The organism is Vibrio variabilis, assembly GCF_003263785.1.
Taxonomy (GTDB): domain Bacteria; phylum Pseudomonadota; class Gammaproteobacteria; order Enterobacterales; family Vibrionaceae; genus Vibrio; species Vibrio variabilis.
The window spans coordinates 23,984-42,158 of sequence record NZ_JYJK01000015.1 but is presented as its reverse complement, the minus strand read 5'-3'; the positions used below and the strand labels follow the sequence as shown (position 1 = coordinate 42,158).

Annotated in this window: 14 protein-coding genes and 6 pseudogenes; 12 read left to right on the top strand and 8 right to left on the bottom strand. The window is 47.1% G+C overall.

Annotated features, from left to right (window positions below; genetic code table 11):
• Nucleotides 1-131 precede the first annotated feature (131 nt).
• Together tcdA and TZ48_RS03515 are read left to right on the top strand one after the other, a co-directional pair.
• Nucleotides 132-945 (top strand): annotated as a pseudogene (tcdA, locus tag TZ48_RS03520) (tRNA cyclic N6-threonylcarbamoyladenosine(37) synthase TcdA).
• A gap of 12 nt (nt 946-957) precedes the next feature.
• Nucleotides 958-1,389: a SufE family protein gene (locus TZ48_RS03515; RefSeq protein ID WP_112478274.1), complete on the top strand. Its 432-nt coding sequence runs from the start codon at nt 958-960 to the stop codon at nt 1,387-1,389.
• Nucleotides 1,390-1,466: 77 nt separating this feature from the next.
• Here the strand turns inward: TZ48_RS03515 and csdA are convergent, their stop codons facing one another.
• The 4 genes and pseudogenes from csdA to TZ48_RS03495 all read right to left on the bottom strand — a co-directional run bounded on the left by csdA (nt 1,467) and on the right by TZ48_RS03495 (nt 5,057).
• A complete protein-coding gene (gene csdA / locus TZ48_RS03510) occupies nt 1,467-2,666 on the bottom strand; it encodes a cysteine desulfurase CsdA (protein ID WP_112478273.1) in 1,200 nt (399 codons plus the stop codon).
• Between the two features lies 1 nt (nt 2,667).
• Nucleotides 2,668-3,263: pseudogene (locus TZ48_RS03505) on the bottom strand (DJ-1 family glyoxalase III).
• Entirely contained in the window at nt 3,256-4,149 is an 894-nt protein-coding gene (gene panE, locus TZ48_RS03500) for a 2-dehydropantoate 2-reductase (protein ID WP_112478272.1), read from the bottom strand. Before panE ends, TZ48_RS03505 begins: the two are co-directional and overlap by 8 nt.
• Before the next feature lie 122 nt (nt 4,150-4,271).
• A complete protein-coding gene (locus TZ48_RS03495) occupies nt 4,272-5,057 on the bottom strand; it encodes an outer membrane protein OmpK (protein WP_112478271.1) in 786 nt (261 codons plus the stop codon).
• Nucleotides 5,058-5,356: 299 nt separating this feature from the next.
• Here TZ48_RS03495 and TZ48_RS03490 point away from each other — a divergent pair, with 299 nt between their 5' ends.
• The 3 genes from TZ48_RS03490 (at nt 5,357) to TZ48_RS03480 (ending at nt 7,302) form a co-directional block, all read left to right on the top strand.
• Entirely contained in the window at nt 5,357-5,950 is a 594-nt protein-coding gene (locus tag TZ48_RS03490) for an LON peptidase substrate-binding domain-containing protein (protein ID WP_112478270.1), read from the top strand.
• A 91-nt stretch (nt 5,951-6,041) separates the two neighbouring features.
• Nucleotides 6,042-6,620, top strand: coding sequence for an RNA polymerase sigma factor (locus TZ48_RS03485; protein ID WP_112478269.1), 579 nt, complete (start codon nt 6,042-6,044; stop codon nt 6,618-6,620).
• A gap of 1 nt (nt 6,621) precedes the next feature.
• Nucleotides 6,622-7,302, top strand: coding sequence for a ChrR family anti-sigma-E factor (locus TZ48_RS03480; RefSeq protein ID WP_112478268.1), 681 nt, complete (start codon nt 6,622-6,624; stop codon nt 7,300-7,302).
• A 74-nt stretch (nt 7,303-7,376) separates the two neighbouring features.
• Here TZ48_RS03480 and TZ48_RS03475 read toward each other — a convergent pair.
• From TZ48_RS03475 to TZ48_RS03460, 4 genes and pseudogenes are all read right to left on the bottom strand, one after another.
• Nucleotides 7,377-8,750, bottom strand: a pseudogene (locus TZ48_RS03475) (AmpG family muropeptide MFS transporter).
• Between the two features lie 95 nt (nt 8,751-8,845).
• A pseudogene (locus tag TZ48_RS03470) lies at nt 8,846-9,393 on the bottom strand (peptidylprolyl isomerase).
• Nucleotides 9,393-9,962, bottom strand: a complete 570-nt coding sequence (locus TZ48_RS03465; RefSeq protein WP_112478267.1) for a YajG family lipoprotein — start codon at nt 9,960-9,962, stop codon at nt 9,393-9,395. Before TZ48_RS03465 ends, TZ48_RS03470 begins: the two are co-directional and overlap by 1 nt.
• A 113-nt stretch (nt 9,963-10,075) precedes the next feature.
• A pseudogene (locus TZ48_RS03460) lies at nt 10,076-11,211 on the bottom strand (methyltransferase).
• 154 nt (nt 11,212-11,365) lie between these two features.
• Here TZ48_RS03460 and bolA point away from each other — a divergent pair.
• The 7 genes and pseudogenes from bolA (at nt 11,366) to nqrF (ending at nt 18,028) form a co-directional block, all read left to right on the top strand.
• Nucleotides 11,366-11,674 carry a transcriptional regulator BolA gene (gene bolA / locus TZ48_RS03455; RefSeq protein ID WP_112478266.1) on the top strand — a complete coding sequence of 103 codons (309 nt, stop codon included), beginning with the start codon at nt 11,366-11,368 and terminating at the stop codon, nt 11,672-11,674.
• A gap of 520 nt (nt 11,675-12,194) precedes the next feature.
• A complete protein-coding gene (locus TZ48_RS24700) occupies nt 12,195-13,535 on the top strand; it encodes a Na(+)-translocating NADH-quinone reductase subunit A (protein WP_239670688.1) in 1,341 nt (446 codons plus the stop codon).
• 3 nt (nt 13,536-13,538) lie between these two features.
• On the top strand, nt 13,539-14,780 hold the full coding sequence (locus tag TZ48_RS24695) for an NADH:ubiquinone reductase (Na(+)-transporting) subunit B (RefSeq protein ID WP_234495373.1): 1,242 nt from the start codon (nt 13,539-13,541) through the stop codon (nt 14,778-14,780).
• On the top strand, nt 14,770-15,552 hold the full coding sequence (locus TZ48_RS03445) for a Na(+)-translocating NADH-quinone reductase subunit C (protein ID WP_112478265.1): 783 nt from the start codon (nt 14,770-14,772) through the stop codon (nt 15,550-15,552). The genes TZ48_RS24695 and TZ48_RS03445 overlap by 11 nt, the downstream gene beginning before the upstream one ends.
• Nucleotides 15,552-16,183, top strand: a pseudogene (locus TZ48_RS03440) (NADH:ubiquinone reductase (Na(+)-transporting) subunit D). Before TZ48_RS03445 ends, TZ48_RS03440 begins: the two are co-directional and overlap by 1 nt.
• A 7-nt stretch (nt 16,184-16,190) precedes the next feature.
• Entirely contained in the window at nt 16,191-16,787 is a 597-nt protein-coding gene (nqrE, locus tag TZ48_RS03435; protein ID WP_042477581.1) for an NADH:ubiquinone reductase (Na(+)-transporting) subunit E, read from the top strand.
• A 17-nt stretch (nt 16,788-16,804) separates the two neighbouring features.
• A complete protein-coding gene (gene nqrF / locus TZ48_RS03430) occupies nt 16,805-18,028 on the top strand; it encodes an NADH:ubiquinone reductase (Na(+)-transporting) subunit F (RefSeq protein ID WP_112478264.1) in 1,224 nt (407 codons plus the stop codon).
• Nucleotides 18,029-18,175 lie beyond the last annotated feature (147 nt).

Here is an 18,175-nt window from a genome sequence, read left to right as displayed (position 1 = left end):
AACGGATACGAAGAGCGAGAGCAAGTAGGCCATCACAATCAGCGGCTACAACACCGACAGAGTTGACCTTTTTAGTAAGAGTGCGTATAAATCGCACTCTTCTTTTTTACTTGGACAATGCAAGGTAACCCATGCGCGAATTGAACCAACCTGCCTCTGACAGCTACAACCAACGTTTTGGTGGCACACGCCGACTTTATGGTCATAGTGAGGTCGACATATTACGTGCAGCACACGTGTGTGTGGTCGGCATTGGTGGTGTGGGATCGTGGGCAGTAGAAGCGCTAGCGAGAACCGGTGTCGGTGAGTTAACACTGATTGATATGGATGACGTGTGTGTGACCAACATTAACCGTCAAATCCATGCGATGTCAGGTACCGTTGGTCAAAGTAAAATCGAAGTGATGGCAGAGCGCGTTAAGCTGATCAACCCAGAGTGCAAAGTGAATCTGATTGATGACTTTATTACTCCAGACAACGTGGCCGAGTACATCAGCAAAGAGTTTGATTACGTGTTGGATGCGATTGACAGCATTAAGCCGAAAGCGGCGTTACTGGCTTATTGCCGCAGCAACAAGATTAAAGTCATCACAACCGGTGGTGCAGGAGGTCAAGTTGATCCAACCCAAATCATGGTGGCGGATTTGACCAAAACGATTCAAGATCCGCTCGCCAAAAAGCTCAAAGATACCTTGCGTCGTCATCACAACTTCACTAAGAACCCTGCTCGTAAATTTGGTATTGATTGTGTGTTCTCGACTGAGCAGCTCAAATATCCTCAAGCGGACGGCAGTGTGTGTGGCGTAAAATCCACCGCAGAAGGGCCAAAACGTATGGACTGTGCCAGCGGGTTTTGGCGCGGCAACGGTGGTCACGGCGACATTTGGCTTTGTCGCGGTATCGCGCATCGTTGAAAAAATTCTGCAAAAGTACGCAGCAAAGTAATAGGTAGTCGAGATGAGTAACAGCAATCCATTTGGCAGTGAAATCCAAGCGCAGCAAATTGTCGATACGATGACTCAGTTGAAAGGCTGGGAAGATCGCTACCGCCAAGTCATTCAGTGGGGTAAGAAACTACCGGTCATGGATGAGGCTGATAAACAGGAGCAAGTGCTGGTGGCGGGCTGTGAAAGCTCAGTGTGGCTAGTGCTTGAACAGGTCGATGAGGCATGGGTAATTAAGGCGGACTCTGATGCACGTATCGTTCGCGGCTTGATTGCGATTGTGTTGGCTGCCTTCAATGGCAAAACCTCACAGCAAATCGCTGAGTTTGATCTCGAAGGCTATTTTGAGCAGTTGAACCTTATCAATCATCTTAGTCCTTCACGCGGCAATGGCCTTAAGGCTATCGTGAATACGATTCGCGAACAGGCGCAGCGCTCGCTTTAACCGCGTTTAGAAGCACTATCGATTGCAGTGATTTTAAAAGGCCATTGGGGGCGTTGCTACCAATGGCCTTTTTGCGTTTAAAGCATATCGACAGCTTTTTCTACCGAAGCGATAAAGCGGTCAACATCTTGCTCAGAGTTGTAGATCGCGAATGAAGCTCGCACGGTACCTTTTACGCCTAACGCGTCCATAAGTGGATGGGCACAGTGGTGTCCAGCGCGTACTGCGACATTTTGCTGATCAAGCAATGTGGCCAAGTCTTGATGATGCACGCCATCCATGACAAAAGTGATGACGCTAGCACCGGGCTGATAGCCGATGATTTGAATATCATCGAGTTGGTTTAGGGCGTCGTAGGCGCGTTTTTGAAGCGCGCAGATGTGCTTTTCAAGATCGGCATGGTTATATTGGGCAAGCCATTTAATAGAGCAGGCAAGCGCCAGGGCACCAGCGACATTGGGTGTACCCGCTTCAAACTTACCGGGCAACTCACTAAATGTTGTGCCTTCGAACGAGACTTTTTCGACCATTTTTCCGCCGCCGTGCCATGGTGGCATCGCTTCGAGCAGAGCGAGTTTTCCATACAGTACGCCAATACCCGCAGGCGCATAGAGTTTATGCCCCGAAAAAACGTAGAAATCGGCATCCAAAGTTTGAACGTCAGTCGGTTGATGCACCACGCCTTGCGCGCCATCGACGACGACCACAGCTTGGCTATGAGCGCGAGTGATCGCGATGATGTCGTTGAGCGGCAGCACGGTTCCCGTCACGTTGGTGACTTGAGCCACGGCCACGATTTTTGTGTGGCTGTTGACCAATGCTCGGAACGCATCGAGGTTAAATTGACAACCTTCACCCATTGGCACCTTGACCACTTTAGCACCGGTTTGCTCGGCGACAATTTGCCACGGAACAATGTTGGCATGGTGCTCCATTTCAGAAACCAAGATTTCGTCACCTGGCTGTAACTGATTACGGGCGTAGGTTTGTGCGATGAGGTTCAGCGCCTCGGTCGCTCCACGTGTCCAGATGATCTCTTTCTCGCTGCTGGCATTAATAAAACGCGCGACCGTTTCACGAGCCGCTTCGAAACGGGACGTCGCCAGAGCAGTCAGCGAATGGGTGCCGCGATGAACATTGGCATTTTGATTGCGGTAATAGTCTGTGATGCAGTCAATGACGGCTTGAGGCTTTTGTGTGGTCGCCGCACTGTCTAGATAAACGGTTTCGCCATCAATTGCCGGGAACTGGTCACGAATTGCTTGTAAATCAGTCATCTTACTTTCCCATTTCGTGATAATGCAGCGTTGGGTTGGTGACCATAGGCTCGGCGACTTGCCATGCCTTTTCTTTACCACAGAGTGCAATGATGATCTCGATGGCAAACTCAAGCGCAGTACCTGGACCTTGGCTGGTAATCAGGTTGTGGTTGATATCCATGGTAACGCGCTTTTCGCGCCAACAGCTTTCTGGGATATGAGATTTAAAACTTGGGTGGCAGGTCATTAAAGCATCGGGATAAAGTTGATGGTGCTGCAGCACAAGGGCAGGGGCTGCGCAAATAGCCGCCATGAGTTTGCCATCGTATTTGTGTTGGCGAACTATCTCGACCAATAATGTGCTGTCACGAAATACTTCCGAGCCGCCGACACCACCAGGCAGCGCGATAACATCGAACTCGTCGTCTGCAATATCGACCAATTTACAATCGGCCGTTAAGGTGACCCCTCGGGAGCTTTCATTGTCAATGCGCCATCGAAGTCAGCGCTCGCCACCGTGACGTCAAAACCTGCTCTCACCATAGTATCTATGATGGTGATGGCTTCCATTTCTTCTGTGCCTGGGGCGATAGGGACAAGTACCTTTTTAGTCATGCTGGCTCCAGCTTGCTTCTATCTGTTTGATCTGTTGAAAAAGGGCGGCATTTTGAGGGACTGCCAGTTGGTATTTTTGCGCAATGTCCAAAACGTAGCCGGTGATAAAGTCGATTTCACTCTGTCTCTTATTATAAATGTCTTGATGCATCGAAGAGTAATTTTCTTCGGTCGCCTTTGCGACAGTGAGAACTGTTTGCAAAAGTGCTTTGTCATCAAGTTCGATCGTTTGCGTTCGAGCACACATGGCCGCTTCACTGACAATTGCACTGAGTTGCGAACGATATTGAGAGTGGACTAATTGTCCGTTCTGGCAATCAAGGGTGGCCGTAAGTGGGTTTATCGCACAATTGATGATGAGTTTAGTCCAGAGTGCGGATCGAATGTCTTCGTGCCATTTGACCGGAGCGATGGCGTGGTCGAGTACTTCAGCAACAAACTGACATTGTTGTCCTAGAGGATTCCATGCACCTATAAGAGTTTGACCTTGGCCGGTATGGCGGATTTCGTTGGCCGTCACTCTCAATGCCCCGTGTGTTGTGGTGCCGAGGAGAACCGGTCTGTTGTGCAACTGAGCTTGTAGCCTTTCCACCGTTCCCATGCCATTGTGTAAAAACAGGATGATCGTATCTTGATGCAGCATTTCTAATATTGGGCTAAGCGCAGCTTCCACTTGCCATGCTTTGAGTGTGACGATCAGTAGATCGCAATGTTGTAAACAGTGACGGTCTCGATTGGCAAACGAGAGTACCGGGCATTCGTCTAATGAAAACTCTACTGGGCTAGCGGGATGACGTCCCCACAGGGAGACTGAATGCCCAGCTTGGTTGAGCCGATAGGCGTATAAAGAGCCGATGGCTCCAGGGCCGAGAATAGTGATATTCACATTAGCTACAAGGTGATGAGTGAAGCTCGAAGGATAACAAAGATAACGGGAATGGTCGAAAACAACCTAAGTAAGCGGGTACAAAAAATGGCGCCGTAGCGCCATTTTTCTAACTTCAGCAATTAGAAGTCGTATTGTACACGGTAGATAGCAAAGTCATTCCAACCTTTGATACCTAGCTTGTTGTACGTGTAACGGTATGTGATACCCGTTTTTACGTTTTTAACTGGGTGCCAGAATAGGCTTAGGCCACCGTTCACACCTTCTTTACCGCCTTGAGACTCGGCGTAACGATCGTTACGTGCAAACTCGATTTCGTTCCAGTTTACAGTCGAGAATTTTTGACCACCGATGTTGAAGTTGTAGCCAGCTGTCCAACCACCCATGTAGCCGTTCCAACCAGAAACGTTCTCACCGAACTCTTTACCGTCAGGGCCTGTACGTGGAACAGTACCAGTGGTACTTACATGGTGAACACCAATCCAAGGCTTGAACCAACCGTTGTCAGAAACCAGGTCTGTGTAACCAAAACCAACTACGCGGTTGTGCTCGCCAAAACCAGCTGAACCTGTGTCGTAAACTTGACCATAAAGAGACGCGCCTGTGTCACCTAGGTAAATGTGAGCGGTTCCTTTAAGAGATGCACCGTGCTTCTCACCGTCGCCTTTGTTGAAGTTTTCGTAGTCGTAGAAACCGTAGATTTCACCCCAAGTGAAACCTGCGCCACCCTCAATACCTAGTACTGCTTTGTTACGAGCACTGTTTGCATCGCCGTTGTTTGATGTGAATTCGTGATCCCATTTTTGGTAATCAAGATAAACGCCACCAAAGCCATATAGATATTCTGCAGAAGCTGGCACTGCAGCAACTGCTGCAACAACGCCAAGAGCTAAAAGTGATTTACGCATAGTGTGAAAACTCTTCAAGTTGTACTGTAAATTGGCCGCTTTCCGTGCGAACTCATCCGATGGGTGGGCATGATAGCGATTTATATCCCAAAGTAAATGTGCAACACCGCAAACGTTTACTAAAGTTTGTGAGACCTATCACAAAACAAGAAGGTTTAAGGGAACTTCTATAAATTGAGTGCAAAACGATCAATTTGTGTTTGCATTTGTGCAACTTGTACCGACTTTAAGTAACAAACAAGGATGATCCGAAGTCGCGAAGCGGCGTAAACAGTGATGTAGTAACAAAGGGAAGAATGATGTCACGAATTATGCTTTTTCCACTGCGTTCAGTGGTATTGCCAGAAGGAAAGATGAGGCTTCGTATTTTCGAGCCTCGCTACAAGCGAATGGTATCCGAGTGTTTAAAAAGTGAGACTGGCTTTGGAGTGTGTTTGATTAGCGGAGAGTCTGGTGCGCCGAAAAACGTGTCTTCTGTTGGGACGTTCGTCAGCATCGTCGACTTTGAGACGCTTGATGATGGCATGCTTGGCGTTACCGTTTCCGGTATTAAAAAGTTTAATGTATTAGACGTTGATGCCGACAATGATGGATTGCGATTCGCCAACGTCGACTGGCTCGAAGGGTGGTCAACGGCTGAGCTGAGTGATGAAAACCAGTTTCTTGGCGAGCGGTTGCAAGATGTGTATAAGAAGTTTCCTCAAATCGGCGACCTATATCTACACAAGTTTTTTGACGATGCGTCATGGGTGTGCCAGCGCTGGCTAGAGGTACTTCCCCTAGACTGCCACCACTTTGAGCACCTAGTGACTCAGTCTGACTGTACTGTGGCCATTGACTTTTTGGCCGAGGCGTTCAAGTCGGGTGACATTCGTGAGGAAACTCGACATTAAGTGCAGTCAAAGATGATCCGTGGAGACTAATCGAGCGTAATATGAGAGGTTATAGTGGCAATGTCGCGTTCAAAACTTTAGGGACAGAAATATGATAGTAGATAGTCCAGAGGCGCTCACCAAACAAGAGTGGGCGGAATGTATGGAACAGGTGAAGCAGCGTGACAAACGTGCTTTTGGCATTGTGTTCAGTTACTTTTCACCGCGTCTCAAGCAGTTTACGTACAAGCACATGGGCAACGAGCAAGTGGCCATCGAGATGGTACAAGAGACCATGGCCACAGTTTGGCAAAAAGCACATTTGTTTGACGGAAGTAAGAGCTCTCTATCAACTTGGATATACACTATCGCGCGCAATTTGTGTTTTGACATGCTGCGCAAGCAAAAAGGCAAGGAGCTGCACGTGCATGCCGACGACATTTGGCCAACAGATTACTGCCCGCCTGATTTCGTCGAGCACTACTCTCCCGAGACTGACAGACTTAAAGAACAAATTATTAGATTCTTAGAAGATTTACCAAAGGCTCAGAGAGAAGTGGTTCGAGCAGTCTACCTGGAGGAGTTACCTCATCAGCAGGTGGCAGACATGTTTGACATCCCCTTGGGGACAGTGAAGTCCCGTCTCAGACTAGCTGTAGAAAAACTAAGACATTCAATGGAGGCGGAGTAATATGAGTTACCACCCAGAAAAACAAGTTTTAAAGTGTTATGCGACCGGAGAAATCGATTCGGCTCACGGGGCTGCCGTCGCCACGCATTTAGAAACATGCTCTTACTGCCGTCAATTGGTGGCTAAGTACGAGGAAGAGGCTGCTGAGGATTTGGTTGCCAGCGGTACTGAGGGCGCCATCTCTGACTCTGAGCTTGCTCTCGTATTTGACAACATGATGAACGACATCATGACGCTTGACGCTGACTTTAGCAAACCTAAGGTGAGAACCGCAGCGACTGTAGAAGTGAACGGCAAGTCGTTCAAGGTACCATCAACGCTAAAACCTTTCGTAGAGCGAATGGGAGAGTGGAAGAGTTACGGCGGAAAAGTGTTTACGTCCAATATCGAGATTGATGAAGATTGTAAAGTGAGTCTGTTGTACATCACGGAAGGAGTACAGGTGCCTCAGCACACTCACAAAGGGTTTGAATCAACAGTGGTTCTCCATGGCAGCTTCAGTGACGAAAACGGTGAGTACCACGAAGGCGACTTCATTCGCGAAGACGGTGATACTAAGCACGCGCCTCAGACCGCAACCGGACAAGATTGTTTGTGCCTGTCGATTCTGACCGAGCCTATGATATTTACCCAGGGTGTGGCGAGAGTCTTTAACCGCTTCGGTAAAGGAATGTATCCTTAGATCTTGTCTAGAAAGGATCATCAAAACAAAAGGCTCGCATCATAGCGAGCCTTTTCTACGTTGTCATAGCCGTTTTACTGAGTCAGGTTTTCTTGCTCTTTCGGTGTTGGGCTTTCGTCTTTATGTTTCGCTTTTTCAAGCAGGTCACTAAAGTAATGGCGTAGTGAGTACAGCATGATAAGACTTGGGATCACCATGAGCGACGTAATAATAAAGAACAAACTCCAGTCATTAAGGGCGTCGACCATTTCACCACTGAACGATGCCAATGTTGTTCTACCGAAGTTACCCAAAGACGCGAGTAGCGCGTACTGAGTAGCAGAAAATGCTTGGCCGGTAAGCACGGTCAGGAAGGACACAAACGCGACGGTCGAAAATGCCGTTGTGAAGTTATCGACAATGATGGTTGCTAAGAACAGCGTCTCGCTAGGCCCCACTTTTGCTATCCATGCAAACATCAGATTACTGGCACTCATTGCAATGCCGCCAATCATCAAGCCTTTTACAATGCCGAAGCGAACGTTGACCATACTGCCTAGTAGCGTAAAGAGGATGGTCGCCCCCAACCAATAAGCTTAGAGTAGTAGCCAATTTGCTCGTTACTGAAGCCAATTTCTTTGTAGAAGGTAATTGACATACGTCCTAGGAAGGCTTCGCCAATCTTAAATAGGAACACGAACAGCAATAAGGTGATCGCAACTTGCACACCATTGCGACGGAAGAAGTCTAAAAATGGCTCGACGACCGTGACAGAAATCCAGGTGGTAAAGCGACTGCCGACTACTTTGTTGTGACGAGCTTCGGCTTGTGCTTGCAGTGCTTCGCGATCGGTTTTCGGTTCACTGACAAAAAGAGTAAACAACATAAGGATCACAACGATACCTGCCATGCCGTAGTAAACACCATTCCATCCCATAGAATCAGCATTGATGAACGCTAAATAGCCCGGCAATGAGTAACCAGTCCACCAACCGATCACGGCCATTGCAGACGCTTGCGGCAGTTTACGGGACTCTGATTTTGGAAAAGTATCGATACGATAAGCATCAATTGCGATGTCTTGCGTCGCTGATGAAATGGCGATGCACAGTGCCAACATAGATGTAAACATCAGGTTGTTCGCCGGGTTAACACCTGCAATAAACAGTGTCCCGACCAAAATAAAGCTCTGACAAAGGAAAATCCAACTACGGCGTTGACCAAGCGTACTGTGCAGAACCGGAAGTTTCACCCTGTCGACTAAAGGCGCCCAAAGAAAGTTGATGGCATAAACCGCAAACACTGAGCCAAAGTAACCGATAGCTGCACGAGTGAGCCCGGCATCTTTTAGCCAGCCAGACATGTTCGATCCAATCAAAACCCAAGGGAAGCCGCTTGAAACAACCCATCATAAAGACCCAAAGCAGCCTTTTATCCCAGTAACTTTTGACTGTCTCAAGCCAAGTCATTTTTTGTTCCACAGGTGTGCTCCTTGCGAGTGCAGCGAAAGGGAATGGATACGTATAACAAGCAAAGAGAGAGGCGAGGCTCTCTCTTGCTGGTGTTAATCGCTGATTTTTTCCATTTTAGTAATAATGATGGGATCAAGTGGCACGTCGCTCATTCCGCGGGTGCTGCGCGTTGGTTTTTGCCCCATTTTTTGTACGACGTCAAAACCTTCAACAACCTTACCGAATACGGCATAGCTGGGTTAGTCACGCTGTAGTTGAGAAAATCATTGTCAACGAAGTTGATAAAGAACTGACGTGTCGCTGAGTTTGGATCGCGAGTGCGCGCCATGGCAATCGTCGCTGCATCGTTATCCAAGCCGTTTGATGCTTCATTTTCAATAGGCGCATAAGTTGGTAGGCGTTTGAAATCTTTGGCAAAGCCACCACCTTGTGCCATAAAACCTGGGATCACACGATGGAACTGGCTGTTTACATAGCTGCCGTCATCCACGTACTTTAGGAAGTTCTCAACGCTTACCGGTGCTTTTTCTTGGTTAAGTTCAACCACGAAGCGACCTAAGTTGGTATCCACTGCAACTTTGGGACCTGCGAATACGCTAGTTGCAACAAGCGCTAGGGTAGCAATAGCTGTTTTTAGCATTAGAAACGTTCCTTCATGTAGTCTTGCAGTTCTTTGTCGTTGGCGATCTCTTTAAGTACCAAGTTAACCGTGTCGTTCAGTACGGTTTCGATATCGTCGTTAGATGCGCTCATAAGGCCTGAGCGCTTTGCTGTACCCGTGTAAGTTTTTACTAGCTTACCTTTTGCATTCTCGGCGGTCAGTTCGAGCACAACGTTTGCTGTCATGTCATTTTCCATCACGGTGTGTTTAACCGAGACCAATGCCTCCTGCACTTCAACTTGAAGCGAATTGTCGCTGTTCACGGTGACTTGGTAGCCCTGTGATGAAAATTGATTCACTAGCGCATTTTCAATGCCAATACGAAGATTTTGACGAGTGTGTACTGGCGTAATGTTCGAGCGGCCATTGTCGAGCAGTGCAACGTATTGAGCGGTTCGCACGTCTTTACTAGAGAGTGACATTGATTTGTTTTCGACGACTTTAGCGGCACTAGTTGTCGCTTTAGGCGCAAAATTGACTTGTTCTTGTTGAGGGCTTGCACATGCAGCAAGCAATACGACGGAAGCCGCTAAAACGAGCTTTTTCATTAATGATTCCTTTTCACACTCTAAAACTATTGAAGCCAAACCGAGCGATGGCTGGCATCATAGCGAATTCTTATTGTTATGCACGTTGCCTAAGGGCAACTATGACTCAATCTTTACTTAGTTGCCTGTAAAATAACAAATTTGGCATTAGAAGCGACAAGCTTCACATTGTGCTTGCCAAAGAGACGTGCCAGTTTTTTATCGTAGCCTAGGTGACGATTGCCGATAACCATTAATTCGCCTTTAGGGCGAAGAACATGCTTTGCATCACAGAACATTTGCCAAGCGATGTGATCGGTAATGGCTTGCTGTTGATGGAAGGGTGGGTTACAGACGACACGATCTTGTGAGGCCGCTTCAAAGCCATCTAAGCAATTGTTCGTAATGAACTTGCACTGAGCGTCATCTAACTGATTAAGTTCAAAGTTATGCTTTGCCGAGCTGATGCCATAAAGCTCTCATCGACCGCGGTAATGCGAGCGGCTGGGAACAACTGCTTGAGCTTTATCGACAAAACGCCATTGCCACAGCCAAGGTCGACGACATCTTTATTGTCCGCGTCGAGTTTGGATAGATGCTCTAGCATAAAGCGAGCGCCCAGATCCAAGCTTTCGCCTGAGTAAACATTGGGTAAGTTTGCCAGTGTTAGATCGTGCCCTTCAACCTGCCAAGTTGTATACGCATCAACCGCTGGCTTTTGTGTCGCACTAGATAGCTCAGTAAACACTAGGCGATGTTTTTTCCTTGCCAGCGATGTTGTGGTGGGACCTGCAAACTTCTCAAACAACTTCAGTGTTGAAGTGTGGATCTCTTTCGCTTTGTTCACCGCAATGAACGGGCTGCGGCCTGCGTACTTTTGAGCAAGTTGGTCTAACTGCCAAGTTAAGTAGCGATTATTGCGTGGGATTTGCATCAGCACGAGGTCGATGTCGTTTGGCCATGCATCAGTTGAACTCAAGAGAGTTACGCCATTAAGTTTATTTGCCGACAAGTTGCTTTTGATACCTTGTTGGGAAACAAAAGAGTCTGTGACGGCAGTCACCTTGTGCTCTTCACTAAACCAACAGCTCAGTGCTCCAAAGTTATCGTTGAGGATCAAAATATTCGATGACTTAGGCAAGGCGAGCTCTTCAACATGTTGAATCAGATACTCGTCTCCCGCATCCCATGCTTGGAGCTGCTCATTGGCAAGTTTCGGGTAGCGAAAAAGCGAGTAGCTGCGCTCTAGTAGGTTCAGTTCAGTTTTCATAATTTCTTGAATTGGTGACAATGGTTGTATTTTGACAAAATCCCCCTAACTAAGCCAAGCAGAATGTGATTTAAGGGAAGATTATTGATTAAGTAAAGTATATACTTTACCGACTATATAAAAATAAATGTCGGTTTCAGCCCAAGGAAGTATGATGATTCAACAATCTATCGAGCAAAAGCTCCATCAAGCTTTCCATCCAACACATCTCGATGTTCGCAATGAAAGTCATATGCATAATGTCCCGCCAGGCTCAGAGAGTCACTTTAAGGTCATTGTCATCAGTGAAGATTTTTCTGGCGAGCGTCTTATTACTCGGCATCGTAAGGTTAATACTGTGCTTGCTGAAGAGCTCGCAGGTTCGGTGCATGCTTTAGCGATCCACACCTACACTCCTGAAGAGTGGAACGAAGAGAACCAACTTGCCCCTGCTAGCCCAAATTGTGCTGGTGGCGGTAAGTAACGGCAAACCTGTTTATTGGTGCGGTACCAAAAATAGAAACTGAGAACACAGTTTAGCAACAAGGTGAGGGTTTACTGATAATCACCATCAATTTATCCTGGGTAAAGCTAAGGTTTTACCTACCTCTTTGGGGGTAAATCATTAACAGCGTATCAACATATAATGTTATGTGATTTTGATAATGGTGAATGTTTCAGATTGTGAACAAGCTAATCGCTTATTTTTAAATGCATTAATAGCAGTTTGTGCGTTTGGTCAAAGTTACACATATTCGCAACCCCAGATGTAGCAAAAGTTTCCAAATAAAGCGGCTATTGCTGAGATTGGTCGTGGCATACCCTTTGTAAAAGATGCTAAACTACCGCTCCAGAAAAATCTCGCATTGATTCTATGACGAGATTGTTAAAGTGATGTTGCTGCTTCGGCTCGAAAAGAAGCCAGAGCCAGACACTCAATGTCGTGTCTAAATGTTACGCAAATTAAAAGAATCTTTTTCCCGATAAAAGTAGTGCAAGTGCGTATGATTACAATAAAGAAGGGCTTGGATCTTCCTATCGCAGGAACTCCTTCCCAGGTGATTAATGATGGTAAGTCCATCACTAAAGTCGCCTTGCTTGGCGAAGAGTACGTGGGTATGCGTCCAACGATGCATGTTCGCGTGGGTGACGAAGTAAAGAAAGGTCAGGTTGTTTTTGAAGACAAAAAGAACCCAGGCGTGAAGTTTACTTCTCCAGCAAGCGGTAAGGTTATTGAAGTTAACCGTGGCGCGAAGCGTGTCCTACAATCCGTTGTGATTGAAGTGGCAGGTGACGAGCAAGTTACTTTCGATAGCTACACAGCTGACCAACTAGCGGGTCTTGATCGCGACGTGATCAAAACTCAATTGGTTGAGTCTGGTATGTGGACTGCGTTGCGTACTCGTCCGTTCAGCAAGGTTCCGGCGATCGATTCTACGACTCAAGCGATTTTCGTGACTGCTATGGATACTAATCCACTAGCAGCAGAGCCTGAATTGATTATCAACGAGCAAAAAGACGCGTTTGTTGCAGGTCTTGACCTACTGTCGAAATTGACAGACGGTAAAGTGTATGTCTGCAAAACAGGCACGAGTCTTCCTCGCTCAACTCAATCCAATGTCGAAGAGCATGTCTTCAACGGTCCGCACCCAGCGGGTCTAGTCGGCACTCACATGCATTTCCTATATCCAGTCAGCGCGAACAACGTTGCTTGGAGCATCAATTATCAAGATGTGATTGCATTCGGTAAGCTTTTCACTACAGGTGAACTGTACACGGATCGCGTTGTGTCTCTTGCTGGCCCTGTAGTAAATAACCCTCGTCTGGTTAGAACGCAGCTTGGTGCGAGCCTAGAAGATGTAACAGATAACGAGTTGATGCCTGGTGAAGTTCGAATCATTTCTGGTTCTGTGCTTTCTGGTACACACGCTACTGGTCCACACGCCTACCTAGGTCGTTACCACCAGCAGGTTTCTGTACTTCGTGAAGGTCGTGACAAAGAGCTGTTTGGCTGGGCAATGCCTGGTAAGAACAAGTTCTCTATCACTAAATCATTCCTTGGTCACCTATTCAAAGGTCAGTTGTTCAACATGACAACCACAACCAATGGTAGTGATCGTGCAATGGTTCCAATCGGCAACTATGAGAAAGTCATGCCGCTAGATATGGAGCCAACGCTATTACTTCGTGATCTATGTGCAGGCGATCAAGACAGCGCTCAGCGTCTTGGTGCTCTAGAGCTAGATGAAGAAGATTTGGCGCTATGCACCTTTGTTTGTCCAGGTAAGTACGAATACGGTCAACTCCTGCGTGAGTGCCTAGACAAGATTGAGAAGGAAGGGTAATCCATGCTTAAGAAATTCATCGAGGATATCGAGCATCATTTCGAGCCAGGCGGCAAACATGAAAAATGGTTTGCTCTGTACGAAGCAGCGGCGACGCTATTCTACACGCCAGGTCTTGTCACGAAGCGCAGCTCGCATGTCCGTGATAGCGTTGACCTAAAACGCATCATGATCATGGTTTGGTTCGCAGTATTCCCAGCAATGTTCTGGGGTATGTACAACGCGGGTAACCAAGCGGTTATGGCACTTAACCATCTTTACACTGGCGCAGAGCTAGCGGGTGTTATCGATGGCAACTGGCACTACTGGCTAACTCAAGGTCTTGGCGGCACGCTAGGCACCGACGCGGGTTGGGGCAGTAAGATGATCTTGGGTGCAACTTACTTCCTACCTATCTACGCAACAGTGTTTATTGTTGGTGGTTTCTGGGAAGTGTTGTTCTGTATGGTGCGTAAGCACGAAGTTAACGAAGGTTTCTTTGTAACTTCTATTCTTTTCGCATTGATCGTTCCGCCAACACTTCCACTTTGGCAAGCAGCGCTAGGTATTACCTTTGGTGTTGTTGTTGCAAAAGAAATCTTTGGTGGTACTGGTCGTAACTTCCTTAACCCAGCGCTTGCTGGCCGTGCTTTCCTATTCTTCGCTTACCCAGCGCAAATCTCGGGTGACTTGGTATGGGTTGCAGCTGACGGCTACTCAGGTGCTACGGCTCTTAGCCAATGGGCACAAGGTGGCGAAGGCGCACTAATTAACAACATCACTGGCCAAACTATCTCTTGGATGGATGCGTTCATCGGTAACATCCCTGGTTCGATTGGTGAAGTTTCAACGCTAGCACTTATGATTGGTGCGGCAATGATCGTGTACATGGGCATTGCGTCTTGGCGCATCATTGCTGGTGTCATGATCGGTATGGTTGCAGTAGCAACTCTGTTTAATGTTGTTGGTTCTGACACCAATGCTCTGTTTGCTATGCCTTGGCACTGGCACCTAGTACTAGGTGGTTTTGCATTCGGTATGTTCTTTATGGCAACAGACCCAGTTTCGGCATCGTTCACTAATAACGGTAAATGGGCATACGGCATTTTGATTGGCGCAATGTGTGTCATGATCCGTGTTGTTAACCCGGCTTACCCAGAAGGTATGATGCTAGCAATTCTATTTGCTAACCTGTTCGCACCTCTATTCGACCACTTCGTGATCGAGAAGAACATCAAACGGAGAGAAGCTCGCTATGGCAAGTAATAACGATAGCATTAAAAAGACGCTGTTTGTTGTTATCGCGTTGAGCTTAGTGTGCTCAATCGTTGTATCGCTTGCAGCAGTAGGTCTGCGTGACAAGCAACGCGCGAACGCGGTTCTAGATAAACAGTCGAAAATCATTGAAGTAGCGGGTATCGAAGCCGAAGGTACAGTTGCTGAGCTTTACAGCCAGTACATTGAGCCTCGTCTTGTTGACTTCAACACTGGTGAGTTTGTTGATACGGCGCCAGATGGCAGCGACGCAAACAGCTACGATCAACGTAAAGCGGCAAAAGACCCATCTGAGTCTATCCGTCTTACCGCTGACCAAGACTTTGCTAAGATTCTTCGTCGTGCAAACGTAGGTACTGTGTACCTAGTTAAGCAAGACGGTGAAGTGAGCAGCATTATCCTACCCGTACACGGTACCGGTCTATGGTCTATGATGTACGCGTTTGTTGCGGTTCAAACAGACGGTAATACTGTGAACGGTATTACCTACTACGAGCAAGGTGAAACTCCTGGATTGGGTGGCGAAATCGAAAACCCATCTTGGCGTGCACAGTTTGTTGGCAAGAAACTGTTTGATGAAAACTTCAAGCCAGCGATTGCAATCGTGAAAGGTGGCGCACCTGAAGGTTCTGAGCACGGTGTTGACGGTCTATCTGGTGCAACACTGACAGGTAACGGCGTTCAAGGTACGTTTGACTTCTGGTTGGGTGACATGGGCTTTGGTCCATTCCTAGCTAAAGTTCGTGACGGAGGTCTGAACTAATGGCTGATGCTAAAGAAATGAAGAAGAGCCTGATGGCACCGGTGTTGGATAACAACCCGATCGCTCTTCAAGTTCTTGGTGTGTGTTCTGCTCTTGCGGTAACCACAAAACTAGAGACAGCATTTGTTATGACGCTGGCGGTAATTTTCGTTACTGCACTGTCTAACTTCTTCGTATCTCTAATTCGTAACCATATCCCAAATAGCGTTCGTATCATCGTACAGATGGCGATCATTGCATCTTTGGTAATCGTGGTTGACCAAATCCTGAAAGCGTATCTTTACGATATCTCTAAGCAGCTTTCGGTATTCGTTGGTCTGATCATTACTAACTGTATCGTAATGGGTCGTGCGGAAGCATTTGCTATGAAGTCTGCGCCACTACCATCGCTAATCGACGGTATTGGTAACGGTCTGGGTTATGGCTTCGTTCTTATTACTGTTGGCTTCTTCCGTGAACTGTTTGGTTCAGGCAAGCTATTCGGTCTGGAAGTACTGCCGCTAGTAAGTAACGGTGGTTGGTATCAGCCAAACGGCATGATGCTACTAGCGCCTTCTGCGTTCTTCCTAATCGGCTTCCTGATCTGGCAATTCGTACAATTAGGCCAGAACAAGTAGAAGCGAAGGAGTAAGGCTGTCATGGAACATTATATTAGCTTAATGGTTAAGTCGATTTTCATCGAAAACCTTGCGCTTTCTTTCTTCCTAGGTATGTGTACATTCCTAGCGGTATCGAAAAAGGTTAAGACCTCTTTCGGTCTAGGTGTTGCGGTTATCGTTGTACTGACAGTGGCAGTACCGGTGAACAACCTGCTTTACAACCTAGTTCTTAAAGAAAATGCATTGGTGGCAGGTGTCGACCTTAGCTTTCTAAACTTTATTACCTTTATCGGTGTAATCGCAGCGCTAGTACAGATCCTTGAGATGGTACTAGACCGCTTCTTCCCACCTTTGTATAACGCACTGGGTATCTTCCTACCGCTTATCACGGTGAACTGTGCGATCTTTGGTGGCGTATCATTCATGGTACAGCGTGATTACAACTTTGCAGAATCTGTCGTATACGGTTTTGGTTCTGGTGTGGGTTGGATGCTAGCTATCGTTGCGCTAGCAGGTATCCGCGAGAAGATGAAGTACTCTGACGTTCCTCCTGGTCTTCGTGGTCTTGGTATCACGTTCATCACGGTAGGTCTGATGGCACTGGGCTTTATGTCATTCTCTGGTGTTCAACTGTAAGGTATAAGGAATAGTCAATGGACATTATTCTTGGTGTAGTGATGTTTACGCTGATTGTTCTAGCCCTAGTTTTAGTGATTTTATTCGCTAAATCTAAGCTAGTACCAACAGGCGACATCACGATCTCTGTAAACGAAAACCCTGATCTTGCGATCACCACACAACCAGGTGGCAAACTACTGAATGCACTAGCAGGCGCTGGCGTATTCGTATCATCTGCTTGTGGTGGCGGTGGCTCTTGTGGTCAGTGTCGCGTAAAAGTGAAATCTGGCGGTGGTGACATTCTACCAACCGAGCTTGACCATATCTCTAAAGGTGAAGCACGTGAAGGTGAGCGTCTAGCGTGTCAGGTAGCAATGAAGACTGACATGGACATCGAGCTTCCAGAAGAGATCTTCGGCGTTAAGAAGTGGGAATGTACCGTTATCTCTAATGATAACAAAGCGACATTCATTAAAGAGCTTAAGCTACAAATCCCAGATGGCGAATCAGTACCTTTCCGTGCTGGTGGTTACATCCAGATTGAAGCTCCTGCTCACCACGTTAAATACTCTGACTTCGACGTACCAGAAGAGTACCGTGAAGATTGGGACAAGTTTAACCTGTTCCGCTACGAGTCTGTCGTTAACGAAGAGTGCATCCGTGCATACTCAATGGCTAACTACCCAGAAGAAGAAGGCATTATTATGCTGAACGTGCGTATCGCTACGCCACCGCCTAATAATCCTGATGTACCACCTGGTATCATGTCTTCGTTCATCTGGTCACTGAAAGAAGGTGACAAGTGTACGATCTCTGGTCCATTTGGTGAGTTCTTCGCGAAAGATACTGACAACGAGATGGTCTTCATCGGTGGTGGTGCTGGTATGGCACCAATGCGTTCGCACATCTTTGACCAACTTAAGCGTCTGAAGTCTAAGCGTAAGATGTCATTCTGGTATGGTGCTCGTTCTCGTCGCGAAATGTTCTACGTGGAAGATTTCGATGGCCTACAAGCTGAAAACGACAACTTCCAGTGGCACGTTGCACTGTCTGACCCAATGCCAGAAGATAACTGGGATGGTTACACAGGCTTCATCCACAACGTCATCTATGAGAACTACCTCAAAGATCACGAAGCGCCAGAAGATTGTGAATACTACATGTGTGGTCCACCAATGATGAACGCGGCTGTCATCGGCATGCTGAAAGATCTTGGTGTAGAAGATGAAAACATCCTTCTAGATGACTTCGGTGGTTAATCTTCCTTGAAGTAATGAACATGGCTGGCTCATGGGAGCCGGCCATTTGTTTTTAAATAGAGATAGACAGAATGCTTTCATTTGCGACAACATCCATCGCTGTGGCAAACGTAAGTATTTTTAATTCATTAGGTGAGTAAAGGCATG